We start from the raw sequence: 18,071 nt of genomic DNA, 5'->3' as shown, positions 1-18,071 counted from the left end.
GCATCCATGGATGCCAGCTCATTACGACCCTGCCTGCTGCTCTCAGGTTACGTGACCTACGCCACGAACTGATTCGAGAGTAGCGCATGGTTTCGGCTTGTGTATATGGGTGCCGGGAGATCGTTATGAACAAGCCAAATGTGACCGGGGCAACTTCTTGTGGGCGGTTCGGGGGTCTTGACGGCTCGATTCCCCACTGCTTAGACTTTCCACATAACAATAAAAGATTTCCGAAGAGCGGAAACTGTGCACGAGAAAGAGGAGGAACAGATGGACTCGAAGGATACGAACAGCGTCGTGGAATTCCCGGCACCGGGTCAGGAACTGTACCTGCCCTTCGGTGCGACAGATCCGGACTTCTACATTCCGGCCGACTGCGACCGCAAAACCGGCGGGTTCTCCCGTTGGCTCCGCGCGCTCCCGGTGTTCGGCCGGCAGCGCCCCTGATTTTTCCTGCATCACGGGCGCGGACTCTGCGCAACAGAGCCAACGAGGCGGGCGGCACCTGGGGAGGTGCCGCCCGCTTTGTTGTTGCTTCGTCTTGTCATGCCCGCCCTCCCGCCCGCCCGCCCCGTCCGCCCGCCCTCGAAATCGCCGGAAGCATGCCAAACCGCCGGAAGCTTCCCTGCGAACTGGGCAGGTTCCGGCGATTTCGTGGGGCCTCGGGGCGCCGGACTGGCCAGAATAGGCCCGCGTCACATTTCGACGACGTGTGGCGTGGATCACGTAAGCTTGGCTGACGGCCGCCCTCCGGGTTCTTAAAAGGGCCGTTGCGACCCCATTGCGGGCCGCACTTGCTGGCTCGATGGCGCCGGACCCACGTCCGCACGTGTCGTATTGCAGCAGGTCGGGCAAAGACTGACGCTCGTCATCGAGCTGTGCCGGGATATGGATCCCGGCCGATAAACCCTGCCCTGCAGGAGACAAAGAGAGCCGGGAGTGGGGATCCGGCAACGCAGCAGCTTCGTTTGCGGCTGCTACCCAAAGGAAATCAATGTCATGAAACCCACTATTTTCACGCTCGGGGCGGTGCTCGCGTTGGCACTCGCCGGGTGTACGGACCCCGGAACGCCCCCGCCCACCGAAAGCCCCACGGCAACGTCGACGGCGACGGCGGAGCCCACCTCGACGGCGACCGGCTCTCCGACGGCGGAGCCCACCTCGACGGCGACCGGCTCTCCGACGGCGGAGCCCACCTCGACGGCGACCGGCTCTCCGACGGCGGAGCCCACGTCAACACCGACGGTCACGCCCACCCCGACGGCGGAGCCCACCGTTACGCCAACGGCCACGCCGACCTCGGAGCCCACGTCAACACCGACTCCCACCCCAACCCCGACGGCGGAGCCCACCGTTACGCCAACGGCCACGCCGACCTCGGAGCCCACGTCAACTCCAACCCCCACCGCCACCCCAGCCCCCGGCAACCTCGATGCCCTGGCCCGGATTCCCTGGGATGGCGGTCCCAGCTACTGGAAGAAGTTCCCGAAAGCTGACGCAGCAGGCTGGGACGATCCAACCTTCCTGCCGATCGTGGTCTGGTACGGCTCCCCGGGTAGCGACGCCCAGCTGAAGTATGACAAAGCGCTCGGGATCAACACCTACGCACAGGGCAACCCCGCAACCCCTTCTGCGGGCATCACGGCCAACGGCATGTTTACCCTGTTCTCGCCCACTGACGCTCCAGCGGGGTGGGCCAGCCAAGTGGGGACGCTCCTGGATGATGAGGTGGACGGCCGATTTGACACTGCATCGGGCCTGGCGCATATGCGTTCGCTGGCGGCGCAGTCTGATCCCGCCACAACGGGCCGCTTCACCTACTCAAACTGGACGTCCGGAATCCTCACCTACGACCGGTCCATGCAGTTCAGCGTGGACTACTACAACACAGCCAACGTGAACTCGGTGGATCAGTACTTTTACGCCGTACCGCAGTGCGACTGGGGTGATAACCAGCTTCGGTGGCGTACGCCCGCCGGCCAGAACCCGATCGTGACGGCGAACTGCCGGACGGCGTCGAGCTACGGCAAGATCATCTCGCTGCAAAACGAGGTCAATGCGGCCCGCGGTGTGCAGGCTCCCATCTGGGCTCTCCCGACAGTCGTGTCCACGGGCGGGTCCACAGGAGGCTACCGGCAACTCACACCGGAGCAGACAAAGGCCCAGGTGTGGGCGAGCACCATCCATGAGGCCCGTGGAATTGTCTGGTTCAGCCAGTCGCCGGACCAGCAAAACATCAACGACTGCATCAGTGGGGACGCCTTCGCCGATGCCCGGCTCAAAGGGACCGCGTGCCTCAAGGACCAGGTGGCAGCAGCAGGGGTGGTCAACAACCAGCTCAAGGCCCTTGCCCCCGTGATCAACACACAGTCGTATGTCTGGAACTTTGGAAACGGCATCGACTCCATGTTGAAGGTCAAGGACGGCTCCGCGTATGTCTTCGCCATGGGCAAGGACGGCACTACCGGGTCCAAGACCTTCACCCTGCCGGCAGGAATCACAGGCACGCACGTGGAAGTTGTGGACGAGAACCGGAGCATCCCCGTCCAGGGCGGCACGTTCACGGATACCTTCGCAAACGAGTACACCCACCACATTTACAAGATCACCATTTAGCCGGGCCGCGTCGACGCTGGAGATCGACGCGACCCCCCAACGCGAGATCGCTGGAAAGCTGCGAAAACGCCGGAACGTTCCCTGCGAAGTGGAAGCGTTCCGGCGTTTTCGCGCGAAAGGCTACCCGGCCACCAGCTTTCGTGCAGCCGCAGAGTGCTCCGCGATGAGCCCAGCGACGTCGAGGTCGGGGATTTCGCCGTCGACAACGCGCCAAGAACCGCCAACCATCACCCGGTCGGCCCGGTCGGCGCCGCAGAGCAACAGGGCGGCAACGGGATCGTGGCTTCCGGAGAAGCGCAGGGAATCGAGCTTGAACAGGGCCAAGTCAGCCTGCAGGCCGGGGGCCAACTGCCCGATGTCCGAACGCCCAAGCACTGCGGCAGAACCTCGCGTAGCCCAGCCAAGTGCACGCGAGACCGGAACCGATGCACCGTAGCGAAGTCTTTGCAGGTACAGGGCCTGCCGCGCCTCGAGGATCATGTTTGAGGCATCGTTCGACGCCGATCCATCAACACCCAGCCCCACCGGGACACCCGCTGCCTCAAGTTCCAGGACGCGCGCTGTTCCGCTTGCCAGCCTCATGTTGGAGGTTGGGCAATGCGCGACGGCGGTGCCCGCGGCTCCCAGCCTGGCGATCTCCTCGTCGTTGAAATGGATGCCGTGGCCCAGCCAGGTCCGGGAGCCAAGCCAGCCGACCGATTCGAGGTAGTCCACGGTCCGCAGGCCGAACATGGACCGGCAGAAGTCTTCCTCGTCGATGGTTTCGGCCAGGTGGGTGTGCAGCCGGACGTCGAACCGTTCGGCCATGACCGCGGATTCGGCCATGATTTCCTTGGTCACGGAGAATGGCGAACACGGGGCCAGCGCGATCTGGACGGAAGCGCCGGGACCCGTCTCGTGGTAGGTACGAATCAGCCGTTCGCTGTCGGCAAGGATCGCCTCAGGTGACTGGACCGTGGTCCGGGGCGGCAGCCCGCCGTCGTCCTCTCCCAAGGTCATGGAACCGCGCGTCAGGGTGGCCCGCATCCGCATGGAGCGGACGGCGGCGACCTCGATGTCGATTGCGTCTTCCATGCCATCCGGGAAGAGGTAGTGGTGGTCCGCGGCCGTGGTGCAGCCGGACAGCAACAGTTCCGCCAAAGCGACCTGCACCGCGAGCTCGAGGCTGCGGGGAGTGAGCCGCGCCCACACCGGGTAGAGGTTCTGCAGCCAGGGGAAGAGCGGTACGTCGGCCACCGGTCCCCAGGCGCGGGTGAGCGTTTGGTAGAAGTGGTGGTGCGTGTTGATGAGCCCGGGCAGGACCACGTGCGCGGAGGCATCGAACTCGGTGCAGGGAACCGTTGGGCGAGCGCCCGATGGTACGAGTTCCAGAATCGTACCGTCGTCCGAGACCACCAGTCCGTTGCCGGCATCGAGGTCGTTTGCCGTGAAGACTCCCAGTGGGTTCTTGATCCAAAGCATGTGCAGGTTCCTTGTCTGGTCGGCATGTATGCGTTCCAGCTCAGTTAGGCCCTGTCTGCTGATCCAGGCACCGGTCGCCAGAGAGGCGCCGGTCCAGAAAGAGTAGGATGCTCGACGGCGGCAGTCAACGCCCGCGGCCGGTCACATTTGGCCACCACACAGGTGGGTTAACTAATTTCGTATGACGAAATAAAGTTTTCAAAAAACTATGGCGCGGCTCACAAGCGTGGTGCTACGCTCTAACTGCCAAAGGCGGGCACCCGGACTTCGGGAAGCTATCTACCAGGCGCAACTTAACCTTCAACGCACATGCTGAAGCCTGGTAACCAAGCTAACTGGAGCTCTATTTGCAGCGCCCCCAACAGGTTCACCCGGCTTCCACAGCACTAAGGAAGTCGCAACATGAGTACAACCGTCACGGCCGAGCAATTCCTGGCCACCTCCATTGAGCTGGCAACAGCCAATGTCCTGAACAGTGGTGGCCCTTTCGGCGCCGTCATTGTTACCGCGGACGGACGAGCCTTCGAAGGCGTCAACCGCGTCACCGCCTCGAACGATCCCACAGCACACGCAGAAGTCACGGCCATCCGTAACGCCTGCCGCGAACTGGGAACCTTCGACCTCAGCGGAGCAACCCTCTACACCAGCTGCGAGCCATGCCCCATGTGCCTGGCTTCCGCGCTGTGGGCACGCGTGGACCGCGTGTTCTTTGCCGCAGACCGTCACGACGCCGCATCCGTTGGCTTCGATGACGCCGTCTTCTACGAGTACTTCGAGAACGACAACCGGGACGCGCTGATGCCGGTAGCCAAGCTGGAACTGGGCGACCCCCAGGCTCCGGAGGCCCTCCAGCCGTTCAATACATGGAACACGCTTGATTCCAGGATTGACTACTAGGGCCCGGTGGCTGACATGACAATCCTGGATCCCGCAGAAATGCAGACAGCAGCTGAAAAGCAGGCTGCGCTCCTCCCCAACGGGAACAAGAGCGCAGAGCCCACAGCGGCACAAGCAAAGCACACGGCAACCGGCCCCGCCAACGGCAACGGCCAGAAGCCCCCACACTTCCTGGACAAGTTCTTCCAGATCACCAAGCGCGGCTCGACTCTGGCCCGGGAATTCCGAGGCGGCCTGGTCACCTTCTTTACCATGGCCTACATCGTTATCCTCAACCCACTGATCCTGGGCGGCTTCTCCGCGGAGAACGCTCCCACGGATGTGGCCGGCGGCTGGTTGTCGGCCGCACAGGTTGGCGCAGTCACCGGCCTGACCGCCGGCGTCATGACCATTGTTTTCGGTCTCATCGCCAACCTGCCGTTCGGCCTCGCGGCCGGCCTGGGCATCAACTCCTTCCTTGCCGTCGCGGTCATCCAGGAAGTCACGTGGCCAGAAGCCATGGGCCTGGTGGTCATCAACGGCATCCTGATCGTCCTCTTCGGTGCCACCGGTGCCCGGACGGCGATCTTCAAGGCTGTGCCCAAGGAACTCAAGGCCGCCATCACGGTTGGTATTGGCCTCTTCATTGCCTTCATCGGCTTTGTCGATTCCGGCTTTGTCCGTCCTACCGCGGGCGGCCCGCCGGTCCAGTTGGGCAACGACGGCTCCATCACGTCCATCCCCACCCTCGTCTTCATTGTTGGCTTGCTCGCCATGGGTATCCTCGTGGCACGCAAAATCCAGGGCGGCTTGCTGATCGGCATCGTCGCCACCACGGTCCTTGCCGCTGTTGTCGAGGCCATCTTCAAGATCGGTCCCGGCAGTGCCACCAACCCCGGCGGCTGGCACCTGAACACCCCTGTGCTCTCCGGCCAGCTGGTATCCGTCCCGGACCTCAGCCTGGTGGGCCAGTTCGACCTCTTCGGCTCGTTCGCCCGGATCGGCGGGCTCGCTGCCACGATGTTGGTCTTCACCCTGGTGTTCACCAACTTCTTCGACGCCATGGGCACCATGACCGGCCTGGCCAAGAGTGCAGGCGTGGCCCACAAGGACGGCACGTTCCCCAAGCTGAAGTCGGCCTTCATTGTCGAAGGCATGGGTGCAGTGGTGGGCGGGGCAACGTCGGGTTCGTCCAACACCGTCTACATTGACTCCGCGGCGGGCATCGGCGAAGGAGCCCGGACCGGCCTGGCCTCCGTGGTCACCGGCCTGCTGTTCCTGGGCTCGATGTTCTTCACGCCGCTGACCTCAGTGGTGCCGCTTGAAGTAGCTGCGGCGGCACTGGTTGTGGTGGGTGCGATGATGATGGCGCAGATCCGCGAGATCAAGTTCACCAAGTTCTCCATCGCACTCCCTGCATTCCTCACCATCGTGACCATGCCCCTGACGTACTCCATTGCCAACGGCATCGGCGTCGGTTTCATCTCCTTCGCCGTCATCAGCGCGGCGTCGGGGAAGGCCAAGAAGGTCCATCCGCTCATGTGGGTGGTCACGGTTGGCTTCATCATCTACTTCGCCCGCGGCCCCATCAACGCCCTGATGGGCGTCTGACCGGGACCGCACCCCGCGCCGGCGGGTTCCTTTCCGGCACTCTGATCGACGGTCCGCCGGTACCCACCGCACGAATAGGCGTCCGCCGTCGTCGTCCCTGATGAACAGGCACGACGGCGGGCGGCGGCCGGGTGCCGACGCTCCGTCAGGGAACGGGGGCAGGGAGATGAAGCCCTTGCCCCCGTTCCTATGGAATGTCATGAACTCTTATCGAAATGCCGCGACTACCCCTCAACACCCTCTGCGAATGAGAACATGGGGCAAGATCGCGCACTGCTCCGGCCGGGCCATCCCTGCCGGGACACCTGGAAAAAGGACGTGTTGCCATGCTGGATCTGATGCCTTCACTGGGCGGCTGGCGGCCTGCGGTCTCGGGCCAACGCTTGGCGGTGGCCACGATCGTGGGCAGCGGCGGCTCCGTGCCGCGGCCCCTGGGGACCTCAATGATGGTCTCCGAAAACGGCGATATCCTGGGCAGCTTGTCCGGTGGTTGCGTCGAGGGCGCCGTCGTGGAAGCTGCCTTGGAAGCCATGCGCGACGGCGGTCCGCGCCTTGAGTCCTACGGCTACAGTGCCGAGGACGCGTTCGCCGTCGGACTTACCTGCGGGGGCGAGCTGGAAGTCCACATCCAGCCTTTCGGTGCCGGAGCGCCTGAACTTACCGCGTTCGCCGGGGAGCGACGCCCCGCAGCCTTGATCCGCCGGCTCGATGCCGGGGGAGGGGTCATGGTGGTCGAGGATCCTGTGCGGTTCCGGGCCATGGAATCCGAGGAACTGGCCGTGCTGGTGGGCGACCATCCCTCCACACTCTTTGCCGCCGCCGCCCAGGTCGAGCCCTTGCTCCAAGGCGGCCGTGCCGGCTTGGTCCGCCTGGCTCCGCCCGAGGGCTGCATTGATGGCTGGGTCACCACGGAAAGATTGGCGGCCCCGCCCCGGGAAGAGGAAGAGCCGCAACCCATCACGCTGTTCGTGGAAAGCCGTTTGCCGGCAGCGCGCATGCTGGTTTTCGGTGCGAATGACTTCGGCGCGGCGTTGCTCCCGGCCGGGCAACTCCTGGGCTACAACGTCACCCTCTGCGATGCGCGGCCCGCGTTCGCTTCCCAGACCCGTTTCGCCGGCGCTGACCAGGTGGTCACCGACTGGCCGCATCGCTATCTCGAAGCCGAAGCCGCCGCCGGTCGGCTCGATTCCCGGGCAGTGGTGTGCGTCCTCACCCACGACCCCAAATTCGACATCCCCTTGCTCAAGGCCGCCCTCCGGCTGAACTTGTCCTACGTCGGGGCCATGGGTTCACGCCGCAGCCACCGGCAACGGGTGGACGCCCTCGTCGAGGCAGGAACTCCCGCCGAGTGTTTGGAACGGCTGCATTCGCCCATCGGACTGGACCTTGGCGCGGTAACTCCCGCCGAAGTAGCGGTCTCCATCACGGCCGAGATCATCGCGGGTCGGGGCGCAGGCGCCAAGACCAGCGGCTTTCCGTCCCTGCGGGACAGCACCGGCCCAATCCACCCAGCACCCCAACACCTCACCCAGGAGGACCCATGGACATGAACACCATCGAGGCCGTGGTCCCCACCACGGACCCGGCTCAATGGCGCGACGGCGATGCCTGGCTCGCCGGCGGAACGGTCCTTTTCTCCTATGGAAGCACCGTCCTCAAACGGCTGCTGGACCTTGGAAACGCAGGCTGGCCCGCCATCACCATCACCGACGAAGGCATCGAACTTGCCGCAACCTGCACGGTAGCGGAGCTCTACGCCCTGCCTGACTCCGCGGAAGTGGCCCACCGCGAGTGGCCCGGACTGGCCTTGATCCGTCCCAGCTGCGACTCCTTCGTGGCCTCCTTCAAGGTCTGGAACATGTCCACGGTGGGCGGGAACATTTGCACGTCACTTCCTGCAGGACCCATGACCTCACTGTGCGCCGGTTTGGACGGTGTCGCCACGATTCTCAGCCCTGATGGCAGCAGCCGCACCGTCCCGGTCGCGGACTTCGTGACCGGGGACATGGAGAACGTCCTGGCTCCGGGAGAGTTGCTTCGTAGCATCCACCTTCCTGCCGAGGCACTGTCCGCCCGGGTGGCCTTCCGTCGGCTGTCCCTGAGCAACCTCGGACGCTCCGGTGTGCTCCTGATAGGCCGGCTGGATCCCGTTTTCGGCTTGGTCCTCACCGTCACCGCGTCCACCAAACGTCCGGTGCAGCTGAGGTTCGCCGCGGACGAGGTTCCTGACGCCGCGGCGTTGGCTGCCGCCGTCGAGCATTCCATCCCGCAGGAGCTGTACCACGATGACATCCACGGCCTTCCGGCGTGGCGTCGGGACATGACCGTGAAGCTTGCCGAGGAGATCCGGGCGGAGCTGCTGGATGAGTCGATGACCGTGTCCGGCGATTTCTGGCCGCCGCACGCCACCTCGCCCCAGCCGTCCACGCAACCCGAAACTCCAGGCACCCAGAAGGAGGCCTCCCATGGCAATTGAGATCAACGGCGCTGCCTCGCAGGCCACACCCCGACCCGGCCAGTGCCTGCGTACTTTCCTCCGCGAGCAGGGCAACTTCGGCGTCAAGAAGGGCTGCGACGGCGGTGACTGCGGTGCGTGCACCGTGCACGTCGACGGCACGCCGGTCCACAGCTGCATCTACCCGGCTGTTCGCGCCGAGGGCAAAGCCGTCACCACCATCGAAGGCCTCGCGACCGCTGACGGCCTGCATCCAGTGCAGGAGCAGTTCCTGGAGGCCCAGGGTTTCCAGTGCGGATTCTGCACCGCCGGGATGATGATGACCGCTGCCACGTTCGACGACGAACAACGCGCCAACCTGCCGCGCAACCTCAAGGGAAACCTGTGCCGCTGCACGGGTTACCGCTCAATTGCCGATGCCGTGTGCGGGCATGGTGGCGAGCACCAACATGGTGCGGATCAAGGCGTGGGCCAGCTCGGGGATAACGTCCCCGCCCCCGCCGGCCTGGCCGTGGTCACCGGCACCGCCCGCTACTCACTGGATGTGCCGGCTGAGCAGCTCCCGGGCCTGCTGCACATGAAGCTCCTGCGTTCGCCGCACCCGCACGCACGCATTGTGTCCATCGACAAGGCTCCCGCGTTGGCTGTTCCCGGCGTGGTGGCTGTGTTCACCCACGAGGACGCTCCGCAGCAGCTCTTCTCCACGGCCCAGCACGAGAACTACACGGACGATCCCGATGACACCCGCGTCTTGGACAACGTGGTTCGCTTTATTGGGCAGCGCGTTGCCGCCGTAGTGGCCGAATCCGTGGGAGCAGCCGAAGCAGGGGCCCGGGCGCTGGAGGTCCAGTACGAACTCCTGGAACCCGTGTTCACTCCGCAGGAAGCCATCCTTCCCGGAGCGCCTGCAATCCACGGCGAGAAGGACGGCGTGTTCTCCCGCATTTCGCGGCCGCTGCGGAACGTCGTGGCAGAGGTCCATGCCGAACTTGGCAGCGTGGAGGACGGATTCGCAGCTTCCGATTTCATCCATGAGCACACGTACCAGACGCAGCGCGTGCAGCACGTGGCCATGGAAACGCATGCCTCAATTGCCTGGGTGGATGAGGAGGGCCGACTGATGGTCCGTTCGTCCACGCAGGTGCCGTTCCTGGTGAAGCGTACGCTGAGCCGCTTGTTCAACCTGGCTCCTGAGACCATCCGGGTAGTAGCCGGACGTGTGGGCGGCGGTTTTGGCGGCAAGCAGGAAGTGCTGACCGAGGACCTGGCGGCGTTGGCTGCATTGGCCCTTCGCAGGCCGGTGCAGCTGGAGTTCACCCGGACCGAGCAATTCACCGCTACCACAACCCGGCACCCGTTCACCATCCACCTCAAGGCGGGGGCCACCAGGGACGGCTACCTCACTGCCCTGCAACTGAACGTCCTTACGAACACCGGGGCCTACGGAAACCACGCTCCCGGCGTGATGTTCCACGGTTGTGGTGAATCGTTGGCCGTCTACAAGTGCGTGAACAAGAAGGTGGACGCCCACGCCGTGTACACCAACACGGTTCCCGCCGGGGCTTTCCGCGGGTATGGCTTGAGCCAGATGATCTTCGCCATCGAGTCGGCCATTGATGAGCTGGCCATCGGGATCGGCATGGATCCCCTGGAGTTCCGGCTCAAGAACATGGTCCGGCCCGGCGACCACATGCTCTCCACCACTCCCGAGCCCGAAGAAGACGTGCACTACGGAAGCTACGGCCTGGACCAGTGCGTGGCGCTGGTGCGGGACGCTTTGGACCGCGGCAAGGAACGCTACCGTGCCGCTGGCCTGGAGGACCTCGGCCCGGAGTGGGTGGTGGGGGAGGGCTCAGCCCTGTCCATGATCGACACCGTCCCGCCCCGCGGCCACTTCGCCCACACCCGGGTGAGCCTGGAAGCGGACGGAAAGTTCGCCGTCGACGTCGGTACTGCGGAATTCGGGAACGGCACCACAACCGTGCACGCGCAGCTGGCCGCCACTGCGTTGGGGACCACTGCCTACGAGATCCTGGTGCGGCAATCGGACACCGACCTGGTGGAGCACGATACCGGCGCTTTCGGCTCGGCCGGGACCGTGGTTGCGGGCAAGGCGACGCTCGGTGCGGCGCTGGAGCTGGCTACCCGCATCCAAACCGTCGCCGCTTCGCTGACCGGCGTTCCTCTGACGGAATGCCGTCTGGTGGACGGGGCGGTTGAGTGCGGGGACCGTTCGGTTCCGCTGAAGGAAATCGTCGACGCCGCCAGGCTCCAAGGCGTCCGGCTCGCCACCGACGGCAACTGGGGAGGCACCCCGCGTTCGGTTGCCTTCAACGTGCACGGTTTCCGCGTTGCTGTTAACAAGGGCACGGGCGAGCTGCGGATCCTGCAGAGCGTGCAGGCGGCCGACGCTGGAGTGGTGGTGAACCCGCGGCAATGCCGGGGCCAGATCGAGGGCGGCATTGCACAGGCCCTTGGCGCCACACTCTATGAGGAAGTGAAGGTGGACGACGCCGGCCGGGTCACCACGGACATCCTGCGGCAGTACCACATCCCGTCGTTCGCCGACGTACCCCGGAGCGAGGTGTATTTCGCCAAGACCAACGATTCCACTGGTCCCCTGGGTGCCAAGTCCATGAGTGAGAGCCCCTTCAACCCGGTGGCTCCCGCACTGGCCAACGCGATCCGCAACGCCACGGGGATCCGCTTCGGTGAGCTGCCGATCGCCAGGGACAAGATCTACCTGGCCCTCCGCGACCGCACCCTCATCCCCAACTGACCCAACTAGGGGACAGCAAACGTCGCAATGGACGCCCGTAGCGACGTTATCTGTCCCCTACTTGGGTTGAAGGGGGAGCTCCATGAACACGCTGTTCGGATCCAGGGTGTAGTCGGCGAAAGGAGCGCACTCCGTGAAACCGTGCTTGGCGTACAAACGCCGGGCCGGAGCGAAGTAGTCCTCGGTTCCCGTTTCCAGCGCCAACCGTTCAAAGCCCCGGTTCCTGGCTTCAGCCACAATGTGCTTCAACAAGAGTGTTGCCACACCCCGCCCACGTGCCTCCGCGGCAGTGCGCATCGATTTCAGCTCCGCCTCGCCCGGCGCGCCGAGAACCTTCAACGCACCGCAGCCCAGCAGGATGCCGTTCTCCCGGGCCGTCCAGAACGTGATCGACTCATGGGACAACGCCGAGTGGTCCAAGGCATGCACGCTCTCCGCGGGCGATGTCGCGAACATGTCAGCCAAATGCTCGCTGAGGAGGGCGTGGACGTCGGGACGTGCGGGATCGTCGGTCTCAATGCGGATCATGAACCCGAATTTACCCGGTTCACATTTCCAGCAAATGAAGCTGGTCTTTGGTATCCAGGTCCTCGCCCGAGCACAGATCGCTGCAGTCCACCAGATCCACCAACCCCGGATGCGCCTTGAGGAACGAGCGCGCGCCGGTATCGCCATGGGCCGCTGCCGCCGCTTGGGAGCGGAGTTCGACGTCGAAAATCACCGGGTGCCTCCGCTTCAGGCGGCCTGACTCATCTGGATACGCGGCTGCGGTGACCCGTCCCGGACGGTGGCTGCCCAGCAACCTGCTCACCGCCGTCGGGGTTAATCCGGGCTGGTCCACCAAAGCGACCATGATGCTGTTGCCCGCCGCTGCGGCGTCGATGCCCGCGCGGAAGGAGCCTGCCATGCCCTTGCCCCAGTCCGGGTTCTCCACCACCTTGTAGGCACCCAGGTCCGTGCTGCTGCGGACACGGTCGGCCTCCGCGCCGAGTACCACCACAACTTCGCTGCAGCCGCCGTCGAACAGCGTGTCTGCCAGGACTTCCACCAGAGTTCGGGCGCGGTAGGGCAACAACGCCTTGGGCCCACGGCCCAAACGTGTGCCGGCGCCCGCAGCGAGCAGGACGCCCGTGGTGGGCGCCGTGCCGGATTGAGTCATATGCTCACCATACGCGCGGGGGTCCATAGGGTCTCTAGCTCCTTGCTGGCTTTCCATTTGATCTACCGATATCGGTTTCAAACTACTCCTGAGTAGGGGTTTTGACCCCGTGAAATGGCCGTTATGGTCGATGAGGAGTTATGAAGTCAGCTCGAGAACGCAACGACGCGTGAAAGAACAGGGGACATGGCGGGCAGTTTCGAAATTCTCAAGGCGGGAACCAATTCATTCCGTTTCCGGCTCACAGCAGACGATGGCACGGTGGTGGCAGTGTCGCCGCAATTTCCGAACCTGAAGGCAGTGGTGGCTGGAATCAACGCAGTGCGCGAAAATGCGGCGACTGGCTTCGTGGTTGATCGGCGGAACCTGGGCACCTGATGCTCCGCGTGCCAAACGACAAGTGGCGGCAGTGTTCATGGAGAACACTGCCGCCACTGGCGTTAAGGGGACTAGGCGTCGCCGCCTGCGCCTCCCGTGGTGCCGGCGTTTACGTCCAGCAGTTTGTAGCGGTCAATGGCGTACGACGCCGCGCCCTCCTCGACCTCGCCCCTCGCCGCCAGCATCTGGAGGGTTTTGGTGACGATGGAGTGGGTGTCGTTTTTGAAGTAGCGGCGGGCGGCTTGGCGGGTATCGGAGAAGCCGAAGCCGTCTGCTCCGAGGGAGGCGAAGTCGTTGGGGATGTATTGGCGGATTTGGTCGGGGACGGCTTTCATGTAGTCGGAGACGGCGATGACGGGTCCGTGGTGGCCGGTGAGTTGTTCGGTGATGAACGGGGTTCGTGGGGGTTGGCCGGGGTTGAGGAAGGCGTGGTCGTCGGCGTCGAGTCCGTCGCGTCGGAGTTCGTTCCAGGAGGTCACGGACCAGACTGTCGCGGCGACGCCCCAGTCTTCGTTGAGGATGCGTGCGGCGTCCAGGGCCCAGGGCACGGACACGCCGGAGGCGAGGATTTGTGCGGTGGGCCGGTTGGTGTCTCCTTGGGGGGCGTCAGCGAGTTTGTAGATGCCTTTGAGGAGTCCGTTGGTGTCGAGGTTTTCGGGTTCGGCGGGTTGGGTGATGGGTTCGTTGTAGACGGTGAGGTAGAACATCACGTTCTTATCCTCGGAGTCTTCGCCGTACATGGTTTCGAGGCCGTGGCGGATGATGTGGCCGATTTCGTAGCCGTAGGCGGGGTCGTAGGTGCGGACGGCGGGGTTGGTGGAGGCCGGGATGGGGGAGTGTCCGTCGGCGTGTTGGAGTCCTTCGCCGGTGAGGGTGGTCCGTCCTGCGGTGGCGCCGATGATGAATCCGCGGGTCATTTGGTCTGCTGCGGCCCAGAACGAGTCTCCGGTGCGTTGGAAGCCGAACATGGAGTAGAAGACGTAGATCGGGACCAGGGGTTCGCCGTGGGTGGCGTAGGAGGTGCCGGCGGCGGTGAAGGCTGCGACGGCGCCGGCTTCGTTGATGCCGGGGTGGATCAGTTGTCCGGCGGGGGATTCTTTGTAGGCCAGGACGAGGTCGCGGTCCACGGAGAGGTAGTTCTGGCCTTTGGGGTTGTAGATTTTCGCGGTCGGGAAGAACGCGTCCATGCCGAAGGTGCGTGATTCGTCCGGGACGACCGGGACGAGGCGGTGGCCGAAGTTTTTGTCCCGCATGAGGTCTTTGAGGAGCCGGACGAAGGCCATGGTGGTCGCGGCTTGTTGTTTGCCGGAGCCGCGTTTGGCGACGTCGTAGGATTTGGCCTCGGGCAGGGTCACGGGGGTGTGGGTGCGGCGGCGTTCGGGCACGAACCCGCCGAGCTCTGCCCGGCGGTCCATGAGGTACCGGATTTCGGGGGCGTCCATGCCGGGGTGGTAGTACGGGGGCCGGTAGAGGTCCGCGTCGAGTTGCTCGTCGGTGATGGGGATGCGGAGGTGGTCACGGAAGGCTTTGAGGTCTTCCATGGTCAGTTTCTTCATCTGGTGGGTCGCGTTGCGGCCCTCGAAGTGCGGGCCCAGGCCGTAGCCCTTGACCGTTTTGGCCAGGATCACGGTGGGTTTGCCCTTGAACTCGGTCGCTGCCTTGTACGCGGCGTAGACCTTGCGGTAGTCGTGGCCGCCACGCTTGAGGCCCCAGATCTGCTCATCGGTCAGGTCCGCGACCATGTCCTTGGTCTGCGGGGACTTGCCGAAGAAGTGTTCGCGGACGAACCCGCCGGATTCGGCCTTGTAGGTCTGGTAGTCACCATCGGGGGTTTCGTTCATGATTTTCACCAACGCCCCGTCCTGGTCCGCTTCGAGCAGGGAGTCCCACTCACGGCCCCAGACGACCTTGATCACGTTCCAGCCCGCGCCGCGGAAGAACGCCTCGAGCTCCTGCATGATCTTGCCGTTGCCGCGCACCGGCCCGTCAAGGCGCTGGAGGTTGCAGTTGATCACGAAGTTCAGGTTGTCCAGGTTCTCGTTCGCGGCGAGCTGGAGCAGGCCACGGGATTCGGGCTCGTCCATTTCACCGTCACCAAGGAACGCCCAGACCTGCTGGTCCGAGGTGTCCTTGATGCCACGGTTGTGCAGGTACCGGTTGGACTGGGCCTGGTAGATCGCGTTCATCGGGCCGATACCCATCGACACGGTCGGGAACTCCCAGAACCCCGGCATCAGGCGCGGGTGCGGGTACGAGGACAGGGCGTGGCCTTCCTTGGACTTCTCCTGACGGAACCCGTCCAGGTCCTCCTCGGACAACCGGCCTTCCATGAACGCCCGGGCGTACATCCCCGGGGACGCGTGGCCCTGGAAAAACACCTGGTCCCCGCCCGAGGGGTGGTCCTTGCCCCGGAAGAAATGATTGAACCCAACCTCGTACAACGTCGCGGCACCGGCATAAGTGGAAATATGCCCACCGACACCAATATCGGAGCGCTGCGCACGATGGACCATCACCGCGGCGTTCCAGCGCATATACGCCCGGTACCGGCGCTCGAACTCCTCATTCCCCGGGAACGGCGCTTCCTGGTCCACCGGGATCGTGTTCACATAATCAGTGGTCGTCACCATCGGCACACCCACGCTCCGGGCACCAGCACGCTGCAACAACGAACGCATAATGTACTGCGCCCGCTCGGTACCCTGCTCAGCGATCAACGCATCAAGGGACTCAATCCACTCCGCGGTCTCTTCCGGATCACGATCAGGCAGCTGGGCAGTCAACCCGCTGAGGATGTGTGAGGTCTCTTCTCCTGCAGCCACGTCCAACCTCTCTTCATTGAATGTATGGGCGCTTGCTCTGTGGGGGCGCTCAAGGAATTTCGTATTGTGAGAATAAAATTCTGCAATTCGAGATTACGTGCGCTGGTGGGCAGCGTCAACACGGATTGGGTATCCGGCTCAGTCAATCGGGAAACCCCGCGGCAAACAACCGAATGTGACCCGGCGTACAGTCTCAACCTTGACTGGAGGTGACCTGCGTCATAGAGTTCTTTCACTATTCAATAACTTGATTCCATAATGTGGAATCAAAACGAAGTGGAGATCCACGATGCAGACGACTTCATCAGTCGGCGTCAACGAGACTCCGGAAGACGCAGAAAAGGGTGCCCCCAACCACCCGGTCGTGGGAAACACGGATCTTTGCGCGATTGCTTCCGAAGCCGCAGGCCAAACCATCAGTCCAAGTCTTTACAACATCGACCTCGCCCCCACCAAGGCCAAAGGCCGCAAGTGGACCAGCTACAGCATCTTTACCCTCTGGGCCAACGACGTCCACAGCCTGGGTAACTATGCCTTTGCCATCGGTCTGTTCTCGCTTGGCCTGGGTGGCTGGCAAATCCTGGTAGCCCTGGGAATCGGTGCCGTGCTTCTTTTCGCCCTCCTGAACTTCTCGGGTTTCATGGGCCAGAAGACAGGCGTGCCTTTCCCGGTTATGAGCCGCATCAGCTTTGGCATCAGGGGAGCCCAGATCGCAAGCCTTGTCCGTGGCGCCGTCGCTGTCGCTTGGTTCGGCATCCAGACCTACCTGGCGTCCGTCGTCCTGCGCGTCATGCTCGTGGCGATGGCTCCTGGGCTGAAGGACCTGGACAGCAACTCCATCCTGGGCTTGTCCACGCTGGGCTGGTTCTCCTTTGTTGCCCTCTGGATCGTGCAGCTGGTCATCGTCAGCTTCGGCATGGAGATGATCCGTAAATACGAAGCCTTCGCCGGCCCCATCATCCTCATCACCATGGCCGCGATCGCCGTCTGGGTCTTCATCGAAGCCGGCGGAGCCATCCAGTGGACCGGTATCAAGGGCCTCGAAGGCACCGAGATGTGGCTGACCATCTTCGCCGGTGGTGCACTCTGGGTGTCCATCTACGGAACCTTCGTGCTGAACTTCTGCGACTTCACTCGCTCCTCCACCTCCAGGAAATCCATCGTCAAGGGCAACTTCTGGGGCATCCCCATCAACATGCTCGTGTTCGGCGCGATCGTCGTCGTCATGGCCGGCGGCCAGTACAAGATCAACGGCACGGTCATCCAAAGCCCGTCGGACATCGTCCAGAGCATTCCCAATACGCTCCTGCTGGTCCTGGCTTGCCTGGCGCTGCTGATCCTGACCATCGCCGTGAACCTGATGGCCAACTTCGTGGCCCCCGTCTACGCGCTGACCAACCTGTTCCCGCGGCACCTGAACTTCCGCAAGGCGGCCTGGGTCAGCGGAACCATTGGCCTGATCATCCTGCCGTGGAACCTCTACAACAACCCGATTGTGATCGTGTACTTCCTGGGCGGCCTCGGTGCTTTGCTTGGCCCGCTGTTCGGTGTTGTCATGGCTGACTATTGGCTGGTCCGCCGCGGCAAGGTCAATGTCCCCGAGCTCTACACGGAGGACCCCAAAGGCGCCTACTTCTACAAGCGGGGCGTCAACCCGAAGGCCATCATTGCGATGCTTCCGGCCGCTGCCTTGGCGATCGCCATCGCGTTCATCCCTGGGCTGGCCGCCGCGGCACCGTTCGCCTGGTTCATCGGGGCCGGCGTCGCGGCACTCACCTACTTCGCCGTTGCGGACAAGAAGCAGGTCCACCAGGACGTCTCCGGTGAGCCGATCGCCGTCGCAAGCACCCACTGACATGTGACAAAAGGCGCCGCCCGCCCTTCCGGTCAACCGGCCGCAGGGCGGGCGCTGCC

Annotated in this window: 14 protein-coding genes; 10 read left to right on the top strand and 4 right to left on the bottom strand. The window is 63.9% G+C overall.

What is annotated here, in order from left to right; genetic code table 11:
* Positions 1 to 270 precede the first annotated feature (270 nt).
* The 3 genes from N5P29_RS17365 (at position 271) to N5P29_RS17355 (ending at position 2,616) form a co-directional block, all read left to right on the top strand.
* A complete protein-coding gene (locus N5P29_RS17365; RefSeq protein WP_262276047.1) occupies positions 271 to 447 on the top strand; it encodes a hypothetical protein in 177 nt (58 codons plus the stop codon).
* A gap of 605 nt (positions 448 to 1,052) precedes the next feature.
* Entirely contained in the window at positions 1,053 to 1,496 is a 444-nt protein-coding gene (locus tag N5P29_RS17360) for an MSCRAMM family adhesin SdrC (protein ID WP_262276046.1), read from the top strand.
* Positions 1,497 to 1,533: 37 nt separating this feature from the next.
* Positions 1,534 to 2,616, top strand: coding sequence for a hypothetical protein (locus N5P29_RS17355; protein ID WP_262276045.1), 1,083 nt, complete (start codon positions 1,534 to 1,536; stop codon positions 2,614 to 2,616).
* Positions 2,617 to 2,736: 120 nt separating this feature from the next.
* Here the strand turns inward: N5P29_RS17355 and N5P29_RS17350 are convergent, their stop codons facing one another.
* Positions 2,737 to 4,077 carry an 8-oxoguanine deaminase gene (locus N5P29_RS17350; RefSeq protein ID WP_262276044.1) on the bottom strand — a complete coding sequence of 447 codons (1,341 nt, stop codon included), beginning with the start codon at positions 4,075 to 4,077 and terminating at the stop codon, positions 2,737 to 2,739.
* A 402-nt stretch (positions 4,078 to 4,479) separates the two neighbouring features.
* On the opposite strand from N5P29_RS17350, the gene N5P29_RS17345 reads away from it, so the two are divergent.
* From N5P29_RS17345 to N5P29_RS17325, 5 genes are all read left to right on the top strand, one after another.
* Positions 4,480 to 4,974, top strand: a complete 495-nt coding sequence (locus N5P29_RS17345; RefSeq protein WP_018778860.1) for a nucleoside deaminase — start codon at positions 4,480 to 4,482, stop codon at positions 4,972 to 4,974.
* 6 nt (positions 4,975 to 4,980) lie between these two features.
* Positions 4,981 to 6,564: an NCS2 family permease gene (locus tag N5P29_RS17340; protein WP_262276043.1), complete on the top strand. Its 1,584-nt coding sequence runs from the start codon at positions 4,981 to 4,983 to the stop codon at positions 6,562 to 6,564.
* 326 nt (positions 6,565 to 6,890) lie between these two features.
* Positions 6,891 to 8,114, top strand: a complete 1,224-nt coding sequence (locus N5P29_RS17335) for an XdhC family protein (RefSeq protein ID WP_262276042.1) — start codon at positions 6,891 to 6,893, stop codon at positions 8,112 to 8,114.
* A complete protein-coding gene (locus N5P29_RS17330) occupies positions 8,105 to 9,040 on the top strand; it encodes an FAD binding domain-containing protein (protein ID WP_262276041.1) in 936 nt (311 codons plus the stop codon). Before N5P29_RS17335 ends, N5P29_RS17330 begins: the two co-directional genes overlap by 10 nt.
* Positions 9,030 to 11,798 (top strand): molybdopterin-dependent oxidoreductase, encoded by a 2,769-nt coding sequence (locus N5P29_RS17325; protein ID WP_262276040.1) that lies wholly within the window; start codon positions 9,030 to 9,032, stop codon positions 11,796 to 11,798. The genes N5P29_RS17330 and N5P29_RS17325 overlap by 11 nt, the downstream gene beginning before the upstream one ends.
* 57 nt (positions 11,799 to 11,855) lie before the next feature.
* Here N5P29_RS17325 and N5P29_RS17320 read toward each other — a convergent pair whose 3' ends face one another.
* On the bottom strand, positions 11,856 to 12,326 hold the full coding sequence (locus N5P29_RS17320) for a GNAT family N-acetyltransferase (protein WP_262276039.1): 471 nt from the start codon (positions 12,324 to 12,326) through the stop codon (positions 11,856 to 11,858).
* A 19-nt stretch (positions 12,327 to 12,345) separates the two neighbouring features.
* The gene (gene nboR, locus N5P29_RS17315) at positions 12,346 to 12,984 is read right to left on the bottom strand and encodes a nicotine blue oxidoreductase (protein ID WP_262276038.1); all 639 of its coding nucleotides are present in this window, start codon (positions 12,982 to 12,984) and stop codon (positions 12,346 to 12,348) included.
* Between the two features lie 159 nt (positions 12,985 to 13,143).
* Here nboR and N5P29_RS17310 point away from each other — a divergent pair, with 159 nt between their 5' ends.
* Positions 13,144 to 13,335, top strand: coding sequence for a YegP family protein (locus N5P29_RS17310; RefSeq protein WP_189020707.1), 192 nt, complete (start codon positions 13,144 to 13,146; stop codon positions 13,333 to 13,335).
* 71 nt (positions 13,336 to 13,406) lie between these two features.
* On the opposite strand, the gene aceE is transcribed toward N5P29_RS17310, so the two are convergent.
* Positions 13,407 to 16,157: a pyruvate dehydrogenase (acetyl-transferring), homodimeric type gene (gene aceE, locus N5P29_RS17305; protein ID WP_262276037.1), complete on the bottom strand. Its 2,751-nt coding sequence runs from the start codon at positions 16,155 to 16,157 to the stop codon at positions 13,407 to 13,409.
* A 289-nt stretch (positions 16,158 to 16,446) separates the two neighbouring features.
* Here aceE and N5P29_RS17300 point away from each other — a divergent pair, with 289 nt between their 5' ends.
* Positions 16,447 to 18,012 (top strand): NCS1 family nucleobase:cation symporter-1, encoded by a 1,566-nt coding sequence (locus tag N5P29_RS17300; RefSeq protein WP_262276036.1) that lies wholly within the window; start codon positions 16,447 to 16,449, stop codon positions 18,010 to 18,012.
* The last annotated feature ends 59 nt before the right edge of the window (positions 18,013 to 18,071 follow it).

Origin of the sequence: Paenarthrobacter sp. JL.01a, assembly GCF_025452095.1 — a bacterium.
In the GTDB taxonomy this organism is placed as follows: domain Bacteria; phylum Actinomycetota; class Actinomycetes; order Actinomycetales; family Micrococcaceae; genus Arthrobacter.
The sequence above is the reverse complement of the archived record's forward strand: the minus strand, read 5'-3'. Positions and strand labels throughout refer to the sequence as shown.